The sequence below is a fragment of the Sediminicoccus sp. KRV36 genome, from assembly GCF_023243115.1.
Taxonomy (GTDB): domain Bacteria; phylum Pseudomonadota; class Alphaproteobacteria; order Acetobacterales; family Acetobacteraceae; genus Roseococcus.
The window spans coordinates 3,539,820-3,550,000 of sequence record NZ_CP085081.1; the positions used below are offsets into that span (position 1 = coordinate 3,539,820).

Sequence of the window (10,181 nt, forward strand, 5' to 3'; positions counted from 1 at the left end):
CTGCGCGGCACATCATGCGAAAATGCGGGACCAGTCGTTCCTCATGGAAATGACCTGCCAGCCCGCTTGCGGTGCCATGGTCAAGCCGCGATCCAGTTTGCCGATATGGGATTCACGGTCATAGGCGAATTCCCGCGCCGCATCGTCGTGATGGACGAGAAGTCCGAGGCGCCGCCCCGGGGCTGTGGTCGTGTATTGCAGCATCTCGATATCGCCATCGGAATTGCCGAAGGCGATGGCCGGGCGCCGGCCAATGAAACGCCCGATGCCAATGGGCTTGCCTGGCCCGTCATCCAGCGCATCAATCGCGGGAAGGCGAAACAGCTCGGATTTGCCGTCTGGCAGGAGGCGGAACTCAGTCTTTCCGACGGAGCCCACAACGCGGTCCAGCGCGACATCATAGGTCGCGGCGCTGAAAGCCCGAACGAATTCCTGCCCGCCACCGGTGACGATCCAGACCGCGAAACCCTCGCGCCGCAGCAGCCGCATCACCTCCAGCATCGGCTGGTAGATGAGTTGGGTGTAGGGCCGGTTGAAGCGCGGGTGGCGCGCGGTCGCAAGCCACTGGGTGACCAAGCCGGTGAAGGCCTCCTGCGACATTCCGGCATGCGTGACCGCGACGATCTCGGCCAGGCCCTTCTCGCCGCTCCCCATGACCGTACGCATGTCGCCCTCAATGGCCGCCTTGAAGGGTTGGCGCTGGGCGAGCGCGGGGTCGCGCTGCGCCATTTCCTTCAGCCGGTCGATGGCGAAGGCGAACTGGGTATAGAGCGGCTGCTCCACCCAAAGCGTGCCGTCATTGTCAAACACGGCGACGCGCTCGGCTGGAGGCAGGAGATCCGGCGTGCCCTGCCGGACCGACTGGCGGATCAATGCCAGGATCGCGCGCTTGGTCGGCCCATCCCGCCAGGAGGGCAGCGGATCGCGCACCGCGCTTTGAGCCGATGCATCGGCGGTCGCGACAAGCGCCAGCGCGGTGGTGGCCAGCGCACGGCGCGCCAGGCTGATCACGGATGAAGTCATGATGGTGCTCCCGACGTATCGCCGACCCTTGGCAGGCTGTGACAGTAGAATCCGTGTCGAGAACCGCAACGACTTCGTCCGAGCCTGGGCTCATATGAAAATTTTTGGATATCGAAGCCTGCCGTGCTGAGACCGGGCATGGCGCCAGCAAGGTGCCGCGCGCCTCGCGTCACAGGCGCCGCAGAGGCGCAACGAAAGCCCGCGGGAGGACTTGCCCCCCTGGCTGTCACGATCCGAGGGGCGCGCGTTCGGACGTCTGGTGCGGGAGTTCGCCAAACAGCGCGCAGTAATCCCGCGCGAAATTGCCCATGTGCCAAAAACCATGGGCCAAAGCGACGGACTTCACCATCCGGGCTCCCCGCGCAGGGTCGCAGAGTTCGCGCCGCACAAGATGAAGGCGGCGCATCTTCAGATAGGCGTGGGGGCTAACGCCACAGGCGGCCTCAAAGGCCTTTCGCAGCAGGCGGGGCGAAACGCCGAGGGCGCTGCACAGATCGGTTGTGTAGATGGGAGCCCCGATATGCGAACGCATGAAGGCATCCGCGGCCTTCACGACCCGCAGCCGATCATGCGTCAAGCGCTCGGGCGCATCACGCTCCACGCCGCGGCCAAGAAGCCCATGGAGGATATCCCGCAAGGTATCGGTCAGGATCGCGTCGAAATCGCAGGAGCTGATGATGCCCGGCACGCGCTCGACGAAATCGGTGGCCGTGGAGAGGGTCTCGGCCAAGGCTGCGAGGCCTGGCGCTGGCAGATCCAGCATGCGGCCGAGCCCGAACCCCAGGGATGATGCGCCGCATTCATCCATCAGATCGCTGAAGCCCTCCGCCGCGAAAGACATGGTGGCCCAGCTTTCCTGCTGCCGGCAGACACTGTGGATCTCCATCCCCGCACCCAGCAGCATCAGCCCGGACCGATCAATCTCGTGACCATTCAGAATGGGCGCGCCAGGCGTTCCCAAGGTGATCAGCAGGGCCGTTCGGTCCGCATGAACGGCCCCGAAGGAGATATGCGGTGGAATGACGGCGCGCTGGATATGGATGCGCTCCATCCGGATCCGGGTGATCCTGGCATCGCATGGCCCGCCCACCAGCGGCACGAACCGCAGATCGGCGTCACCGAGGGCTTCCGTGAGCCGTTCCACATCCATGATGCGGAGCGAAGCCGCGGCGTTGCGCGGCTGGGTTTCGTTGCTCGTTCTCGCGCTCATTGTGCCGTTTCCGCCAGGGGCTTGTGCGTTCGATTGTTGCTTCCCCCCATGGTAATCTTATTTAATGCGGAAGCAAAAGAACTTACCGAATCATGACGGCAGGCAAACCCAGCCCCAGCCTGTGCCGATGGCCGTCAGCTGAGGCGGTGGCCCCCAAAACCCCGCAACCTTCCTGTGATCGTGCCAATTTTGGATATCGATTTCATTCGATGTGAGGCGAATTGCTCCTAGGGTGATCCCGTCCAACGATACGGGATTGCAGCGGTGACAGCCTCGCGGCAGGCGAGAGAGAGTGTCAGTTCATCTGAACGGCGCCGGGTTCGAGAAGTGGCAGAACCCTCCAAGGGCCGCGCCATGCCTGAGGACACGCGCCGCGTCGCTGGCGGCACCCTCTCCATGGGCTCGGCCCGGCATGACTCGAGGGTATGGTCAGCGCATTCCCTGCATGTGGATGGCTTCTGGCTGGGTGCCTCCACCGTCACCCACGCAACGCCACCATCCGCCTTGTCACCCTGGCGGAGGGCCCACTCGGGCCCCTGGCCGATCCCGACGCCCCCGCCGCATTGCTCCAGCGAGGCCCGATGGCCTTCCACATGACCGATCGGCCGGTGGGGATGCGCGGCTCGGCCATCCGCATTCGACGGCGGGTGGCCAAGGGTGGCTCCTTTTTGTGCGCGCCTTCCGATGGCCGGCGATACAGACCGGCCGCGCGACACGCCCCGATGGTGGATACCGGCATGAGCCAACTCGGCTCCCGCCGCATCCGCCGTAATGACAATAACCAAGAAGGCAGATCACTATGACGGAATCCACACGGCCATCGCGCCGCAACATGCTACTGGGCGGAGCCGCTGCCCTGATGGGTGGTACCCAGCTCGCCCAGGCCCAGACGCGCCCGGGTGCTGCCCCGGCTCCTGCCGTGGTGGTTGCCCCGGCAGCCGCAGGTGCCGCCGGCACCAAGCCCAATATCCTGGTCATCATGGGTGATGACGTGGGCATGTGGAATATCGGTGCCTATCACCGCGGCCTGATGGCGGGGCGCACGCCCAACCTCGACAAGCTCGCCGCCGAAGGCGTGATCTTCACCGACTACTACGCCGAGCCCTCCTGCACCGCTGGCCGCGCGAACTTCATCACGGGCATGCTGCCCATTCGCTCCGGCCTGACCACGGTCGGCCAGGCGGGCTCGTCCACGGGCATGCCGGCGGCAGCGCCGACCATCGCCACCGCGCTGCGCGCCCAGGGCTATGCCACGGGCCAGTTCGGCAAGAACCACCTGGGGGACCTCAATCCCTTCCTGCCGACCATGCATGGTTTCGACGAATTCTTCGGCTACCTGTACCACCTCGACGCGATGCAGGACCCGTTCTTCCCGGGCTACCCGCCCGCGCTGCGCGCCACCATCGGCCCGCGCAACCTCGTGCGTTCCTTCGCGACCGATGTGGACGACCCGACCGAGCAGCCGCGTTGGGGCCGCATCGGCAAGCAGCGCATCATTGATGAGGGGCCGCTGCCGCCGCATCCGACGGCAGGCATCACCCACAACATGGAAACCTTCGACGAGGTCGTCCGTGACAATGTGAAGGCCTTCATCGACCGCTCGGTGGCAGCGAACAAGCCGTTCTTCTGCTGGATGAACCCGACGCGCATGCACGTCCAGACCCATCTCTCGCCCGAATATCAGGCGCGACGCACGCCGGAAAATGGCTGGTCGCTGCAAGAGGCCGGCATGGCGCAGATGGATGACTGCATCGGCAATGTGATGGACCACCTCAAGGCGCGTGGCCTGGACCAGAACACCATCGTCGTCTTCACCACCGACAATGGCGCCGAGAGCTTCACCTGGCCCGATGGCGGCACCTCGCCCTTCGCTGGCGCCAAGGGCACGGCGCTGGAAGGCGGCATGCGCGTGCCGATGATCGCGAAGTGGCCGGGCAAGATCGCACCGGGCACCGTGCAGAACGGCCTGATGTCGGGGCTTGATTGGTTCCCGACGCTGGTCGCCGCCGCGGGCAACACGACCATCAAGGAGCAGCTTCTCACCGGGGTGAACCTGGGCGGCCAGAGCTATCGCGTCTTCCTCGACGGCTACAACCAGCTTCCCATGCTGACTGGCACGGGGCCGTCCAACCGCAACGAGATCTTCTACTTCACCGAAGGCACACTCAGCGCGATCCGCATCGGCGACTTCAAATACCGCTTCACCGATCAGCCGCAGGGCTGGCTCGGCGGCACGGTGCATGTGGACTGGCCGATCATCGTCAATCTCCGGCTCGACCCGTTCGAGCGGATGGGGCTGCCCAGTGGGGCTCAGGGCTCGATCGCCTTCTACAACTGGTTCCTCAATGAGTTCTGGCGCTTCACCTTCGTCCAGCAGGAAGTGGCGCGCTACGCGGAGAGCTTCGTGCAATTCCCGCCGATGCAGCGGGGCGCTTCCTTCAACATGGAGGCGGTGAAGGCGCAGATCGAAGGCGCCATCGCGGCTGCGCGCAACCGGCGCAACTAAGCGCCAGCGTCATGACAAGCACCGGCGCACCCGTCGCCGGTGGACATGCCGCCCGGGCCCAGCCCGGGCGGATCTTACCTTCAGCCATACGCGGCATCACAGGCCAAGTAGCCTTCTCCAGGGACATGCCATGACCCGGCCCTCCACAACCCGCGCGGACACCCCCGGCGCCGGCCTGGTTGCCATCACCTTCGGCTGCGGCGCGGCCCAGTTGCAGACCGTGCCCAGCGATGATTCGGGCTGGCGCTTCTCAGTGACACCCTATGGCTGGCGCCCGAGCGTCAGTGGCCAATTGCTCTATGGCCGACCGGGCAATGGCGGCGCCAAGGTCAAGCTCGATGCGGGCAATGTCGTGGATGCGCTGAATTTCGCGGGGATGATCGCCGGTGAGGCGCGTTCTGGCCGCTGGTCCATCGCGACGGACTACATCTACATAAACGTCGGCAATCAAACGAGCCAGGTCCGTCATGTGGATTTCGGGCCAGCCGGGCGCGTCGGCGCTGGCTTGAACACCGGCACGCAAAGCGCGATGACCACCAATCTCTGGACCCTCGCTAGCGGATACACGCTGCTGCAAGGCAACTGGGGGCATATTGACGCTCAGGCTGGCATTCGCCTGCTCACCCTCAGCAGCCGCACCAATGTGCAACTGGCTGCGGATGTCGTGGGCCCCCAGGGCACCGGGCGGAGCTTCTCGCGGACCGGCCGCATCGGCCAGAACGCCGATCTGCTGGACGGCATCGCGGGCCTGCGCGGCCGCGTGGTGCTGGGCGGTGGCTTCAATATTCCCTTTGCCGTGGATGTCGGCGCCGGCGCCTCGAACTCGACCTGGCAGGCGATTGGGGGGCATCGCCTATCAGACCGGCTGGGCCGGCGTGACACTCGGTTATCGCCACCTCGCCTATACCCAGAATGGCGGCGAACTGATCAAGAGCCTCAATCTCAGCGGGCCCTTCATCGCGATGAACATGACCTTCTGAGCCAGCGTGCCGAACCCGCGGCTCACGAAGCAAGTCGTGGGCGCCAGTTCGTCCCGCGGCAGCGCAACCCATCGAAACGCCTTGGAGAATTCACATGAAGATCAATAGCCTTCGCTCGCTCGCACCCGCGATGCTGTCCATCCTGCTGCTGACGGGCTGCGTGTCCGAACAGCGCTACGATGCGCTGCAGGGTGCATATACCCAGCTCCAGGCGCGCTACACCGCGGATGAGGCGACGATCCAGATGCTCAATGGGCGCCTGAAGATCACCATGACCGACCGCATCCTGTTCTCCTCCGGCGGCTACCGCATCAATGAGCGTGCTCGCGAGGCACTGGGGAAAATGGTGCCGACGCTGCAGGGGCTGCAGAACACGCGGGTGATCGTCGAAGGCTACACCGATACGACGCCGGTCGGGCCCGAACTGCGCCGCGAGGGCATCAGCACCAACCTCGATCTGTCCTCGCGCCGTGCCGATACGGTGGCGGACAGCTTGATCGCTCAGGGCACGCCGCGGAACATCATCTCAGCCGATGGTCGCGGCGAGGCCAACCCGATCGCGCCGAACACCACGGCCGAGGGGCGGGCGCAGAACCGGCGGATCGAGATCACGCTGGTCGGGCCAGGGAACTGATCGCGTCTTGATGCTCCAATGACCACGGGCCCTCCGCCAGCCATTGGGCTGGCGGAGGGCTTGGATTGCCCAGCTGCGCCTTGCGTTGTGCCAGACGCGAGCCACTCCCCGTCGCCACGCTGAAGTCCAGGAGAGAACGCCATGAAGCTTCCCGCCGCGGTTATCCTAGCCCTCACCGTCACATCCACCGCCATGGGCCAGACGCCACCCGTGGCGCCGTCCGCGCCGCTGACCGAACAAACCATGGAGCGTGGCCTGGTCAATCTGGGGCTCATGGCGGGCCACGCCGTCCAATGCCTGCCCGAGACCGAGCGGCCGGCGGCACAGCAGGCCCTGCTGGCCTTCAACAGCATCCTCGTCGGGCAGATGGGCGCAAATGCCGCCTTCCGCTGGGCGACATCCTTTGGTGCTGGTTCCTCGCACGAGGTGGACCCGCAATTCTGTGGCCGCAGCATCGCTGACTGGCGGCGGCACGTGCTTGAGCACCGGCTCGACCGATGAGGGAGGGAGGAATGCAGATGACGTTGCGCACGATCGGGATGGTCGCTTTGGGTGTGGGCATTGTCGCTTTTTCAGCCAGTGCCGGCCCGACGAGTGGCCCGCGCTTCCCTGGCCCGGCGCCGGTCCCCGGCCTGGAGCTGGTCTTTTGGCGCGCCGGCGGCGTCACCGCGGGCGGGACAGCCTGGCATGCTGGCGGTGCTGGCGGGGCACGCTGGGGTGGCGCCTATCACTATGGTGGCGGCTATCACGGCTATGTCGGGGGCTATGCGGCACGGCCCTATCCCGGAGCCATGTGGCGATCGCCCGTGGCGGTGGCGCCCTTCTATCACCCGGCTGCGGGAGCCTTCGTGGCAGGAGCCATGGTGGGTGCGGCAGCCAGTGCCGGCACCGCCGCGAACAGCGGCGCAAACTATGGGCAGCCGACCACCGTGATCAACAACTACTACTGAAGCGCCGAGCGTCGTCGCCGCTCATTCGGCGGGGGCCGCGTGGCGTGATGCCGTATTGCGAGTCATGGTTTAGGCGAGCGTCACGGTGTTGTTCTCTGGTGTCAGAACGGCAGAACGCCCGTAACTCGTTGGAGTTACGGGCGTTCTGGTGGAATTATGGGATCGTTGGATGCGGGGACAGGATTTGAACCTGTGACCTTCAGGTTATGAGCCTGACGAGCTACCGGGCTGCTCCACCCCGCGTGAAGTGGGACTAAAAAAAGGTTTTCGGTTTGGTGGCCTGGCGCTGACCGACTCTCCCGCCGCTTGAGCGGCAGTACCATGGGCGCAGGAGTGTTTCACGGCCGAGTTCGGGATGGGATCGGGTGTTTCAACTCCGCGATAGGCACCAGGCCACCGAACCGAAAACCTGTGGTTCAGGTGGTGATGGATTGGTTGGTTTTGAGTGGATGAGTGAAGTGGGGTTTGGTGCTGCGTGCGGTGTCCAGGACGAACCTTGGACTGCAAAGGTAGAGTATTGAGCCTATCGGGCGATTAGGATCGCTTAGCTGCACGCATTACTGCGCTTCCACAGACGACCTATCAACGTGATGGTCTATCACGGCCCTCGGGGAGACCTGGTTTTGAGGTGGGTTTCCCGCTTAGATGCTTTCAGCGGTTATCCCGTCCACACTTAGCTACCCAGCGGTGCCACTGGCGTGACAACTGGTGCACCAGAGGTATGTCCATCCCGGTCCTCTCGTACTAGGGACAGATCCTCTCAAGTCTCCAACACCCACAGCAGATAGGGACCGAACTGTCTCACGACGTTCTAAACCCAGCTCACGTACCGCTTTAATCGGCGAACAGCCGAACCCTTGGGACCTGCTCCAGCCCCGGGATGCGATGAGCCGACATCGAGGTGCCAAACCTCCCCGTCGATGTGGACTCTTGGGGGAGATCAGCCTGTTATCCCTAGAGTACCTTTTATCCGTTGAGCGATGGCCCGTCCACGAGGGACCACCGGATCACTAAGGCCGACTTTCGTCTCTGTTCGCGCTGTCACGCTCACAGTCAGGCGGGCTTATGCCTTTGCACTCAACAGCCGATGTCCGACCGGCTTGAGCCCACCATCGCGCGCCTCCGTTACAATTTGGGAGGCGACCGCCCCAGTCAAACTGCCCACCACGCAGGGTCCCGGCCCGGGATAACCAGGCTCGGTTAGACGCCAAAAAGGCACAGGGTGGTATTTCAAGGTTGGCTCCACACAAGCTAGCGCCCATGCTTCATAGCCTCCCACCTATCCTACACAGTCCCTTCCTGGCGCCACTGCGAAGTTGCAGTAAAGGTTCATAGGGTCTTTCCGTCTAACTGCGGGTACCCCGCATCTTCACGGGGAATTCAATTTCGCTGAGCCCATGCCGGAGACAGTGGGGAGGTCGTTACGCCATTCGTGCAGGTCGGAACTTACCCGACAAGGAATTTCGCTACCTTAGGACCGTTATAGTTACGGCCGCCGTTTACCGGGGCTTCAGTTCGATGCTTGCACATCTCCCTTTAACCTTCCGGCACCGGGCAGGCGTCAGACCCTATACGTCATCTCTCGATTTCGCAGAGCCCTGTGTTTTTACTAAACAGTCGCCACCCCCTGCTTTGTGCCACCCACATCTGCTTGCGCAAACATGGGTCTCGCTTATCCCGAAGTTACGCGAGCAATTTGCCTAGTTCCTTCGACATGGTTCTCTCAAGCGCCTTGGTATACTCTACCAGTCCACCTGTGTCGGTTTAGGGTACGGTTCAATGTCAGAGCTATTTCCCGGACCAATCCAGCAGCCACCCCAATCCAATAAGGGATAACTGAAGTTCATGGCCGTCACTTCTGACGAGCTCAGGAATATTCACCTGATTCCCATCGGCTACGGCTGTCGCCCTCGCCTTAGGGGCCGGCTCACCCTGCGCGGATTAGCCTTGCGCAGGAACCCTTGGACTTACGGCGAGAGGGTTTCTCACCCTCTTTGTCGCTACTCATGTCCGCATTCGCACTTCCCATACCTCCAGCAAACCTCACGGTTCACCTTCACAGGCCTAGGGAACGCTCCGCTACCACTCATCTTTCGATGAATCCACAGCTTCGGTAAGTGGCTTGAGCCCCGTTACATTTTCGCCGCAAGACAGCTATTAGACCAGTGAGCTATTACGCTTTCTTTAAAGGATGGCTGCTTCTAAGCCAACCTCCTGGTTGTTTTGGCCGTCTCACATGCTTTCCCACTTAGCCACTATTTGGGGACCTTAGCTGGTGGTCTGGGCTGTTTCCCTCTCGACTATGGACCTTAGCACCCACAGTCTGTCTGCCGCCCTGTACTCGCCGGCATTCGGAGTTCGGTAGGGTTTGGTAGGGCTTTGGGCCCCCCTAGCCCTTCCGGTGCTCTACCTCCGGCGGTAATAGACGACGATCTACCTCAATAGATTTCGCGGAGAACCAGCTATTTCCGAGTTTGATTGGCCTTTCACCCCTAGCCACAGCTCATCCCCGACTTTTTCAACAGGCGTGGGTTCGGCCCTCCAGTGCGTGTTACCGCACCTTCAGCCTGGCCATGGCTAGATCACTCGGTTTCGGGTCTCATGCCGGCAACTGAACGCCCTGTTCAGACTCGCTTTCGCTTCGCCTACACCTAACGGCTTAAGCTTGCTGCCAACACGAACTCGCGGACCCATTATACAAAAGGTACGCCGTCACACCTCCCAGATTGCTCTATGGGGTGCTCCGACTGCTTGTAAGCGTCCGGTTTCAGGTCTCTTTCACTCCCCTCGTCGGGGTGCTTTTCACCTTTCCCTCACGGTACTTGTGCACTATCGGTCGCCAAGGAGTATTTAGGCTTAGAGGGTGGTCCCCCTATGT

At 63.0% G+C, this 10,181-nt stretch carries 7 protein-coding genes, 1 tRNA gene and 2 rRNA genes (1 of these 10 only partly in view); 5 read left to right on the forward strand and 5 right to left on the reverse strand.

The window, feature by feature from the left end:
• Window positions 1-12: 12 nt before the first annotated feature.
• On the reverse strand, window positions 13-1,023 hold the full coding sequence (locus LHU95_RS16690) for an HAD family hydrolase (RefSeq protein WP_248708092.1): 1,011 nt from the start codon (window positions 1,021-1,023) through the stop codon (window positions 13-15).
• A gap of 226 nt (window positions 1,024-1,249) precedes the next feature.
• Window positions 1,250-2,233: a helix-turn-helix domain-containing protein gene (locus tag LHU95_RS16695; RefSeq protein WP_248708093.1), complete on the reverse strand. Its 984-nt coding sequence runs from the start codon at window positions 2,231-2,233 to the stop codon at window positions 1,250-1,252.
• Between the two features lie 859 nt (window positions 2,234-3,092).
• Between LHU95_RS16695 and LHU95_RS16700 the strand changes: the two genes are divergently transcribed.
• The 5 genes from LHU95_RS16700 to LHU95_RS16720 all read left to right on the forward strand — a co-directional run bounded on the left by LHU95_RS16700 (window position 3,093) and on the right by LHU95_RS16720 (window position 7,303).
• Window positions 3,093-4,739, forward strand: a complete 1,647-nt coding sequence (locus LHU95_RS16700) for an arylsulfatase (protein WP_248708094.1) — start codon at window positions 3,093-3,095, stop codon at window positions 4,737-4,739.
• A gap of 211 nt (window positions 4,740-4,950) precedes the next feature.
• A complete protein-coding gene (locus LHU95_RS16705) occupies window positions 4,951-5,817 on the forward strand; it encodes a hypothetical protein (protein ID WP_248708095.1) in 867 nt (288 codons plus the stop codon).
• A complete protein-coding gene (locus LHU95_RS16710) occupies window positions 5,814-6,353 on the forward strand; it encodes an OmpA family protein (protein WP_248708096.1) in 540 nt (179 codons plus the stop codon). Before LHU95_RS16705 ends, LHU95_RS16710 begins: the two co-directional genes overlap by 4 nt.
• A gap of 141 nt (window positions 6,354-6,494) precedes the next feature.
• A complete protein-coding gene (locus tag LHU95_RS16715; RefSeq protein ID WP_248708097.1) occupies window positions 6,495-6,854 on the forward strand; it encodes a hypothetical protein in 360 nt (119 codons plus the stop codon).
• Window positions 6,855-6,871: 17 nt separating this feature from the next.
• Window positions 6,872-7,303 (forward strand): hypothetical protein, encoded by a 432-nt coding sequence (locus tag LHU95_RS16720; protein ID WP_248708098.1) that lies wholly within the window; start codon window positions 6,872-6,874, stop codon window positions 7,301-7,303.
• Window positions 7,304-7,469: 166 nt separating this feature from the next.
• Here LHU95_RS16720 and LHU95_RS16725 read toward each other — a convergent pair.
• From LHU95_RS16725 to LHU95_RS16735, 3 genes are all read right to left on the reverse strand, one after another.
• Window positions 7,470-7,546: transfer RNA gene (locus LHU95_RS16725), tRNA-Met, on the reverse strand.
• 35 nt (window positions 7,547-7,581) lie between these two features.
• Window positions 7,582-7,696 (reverse strand): 5S ribosomal RNA (gene rrf / locus LHU95_RS16730).
• Between the two features lie 120 nt (window positions 7,697-7,816).
• A 23S ribosomal RNA gene (locus tag LHU95_RS16735) occupies window positions 7,817-10,181 on the reverse strand; it runs 384 nt beyond the window's last position.

Bases quoted from the DNA above. Each gene is read 5' to 3' on its own strand.
- LHU95_RS16700 (WP_248708094.1), top strand. From the start codon at position 3,093: ATGGGTGGTACCCAGCTCGCCCAGGCCCAGACGCGCCCGGGTGCTGCC.
- LHU95_RS16710 (WP_248708096.1), top strand. From the start codon at position 5,814: ATGAAGATCAATAGCCTTCGCTCGCTCGCACCCGCGATGCTGTCCATC.
- LHU95_RS16695 (WP_248708093.1), bottom strand. From the start codon at position 2,233: ATGAGCGCGAGAACGAGCAACGAAACCCAGCCGCGCAACGCCGCGGCT.
- LHU95_RS16690 (WP_248708092.1), bottom strand. From the start codon at position 1,023: ATGACTTCATCCGTGATCAGCCTGGCGCGCCGTGCGCTGGCCACCACC.
- LHU95_RS16720 (WP_248708098.1), top strand. From the start codon at position 6,872: ATGACGTTGCGCACGATCGGGATGGTCGCTTTGGGTGTGGGCATTGTC.
- LHU95_RS16715 (WP_248708097.1), top strand. From the start codon at position 6,495: ATGAAGCTTCCCGCCGCGGTTATCCTAGCCCTCACCGTCACATCCACC.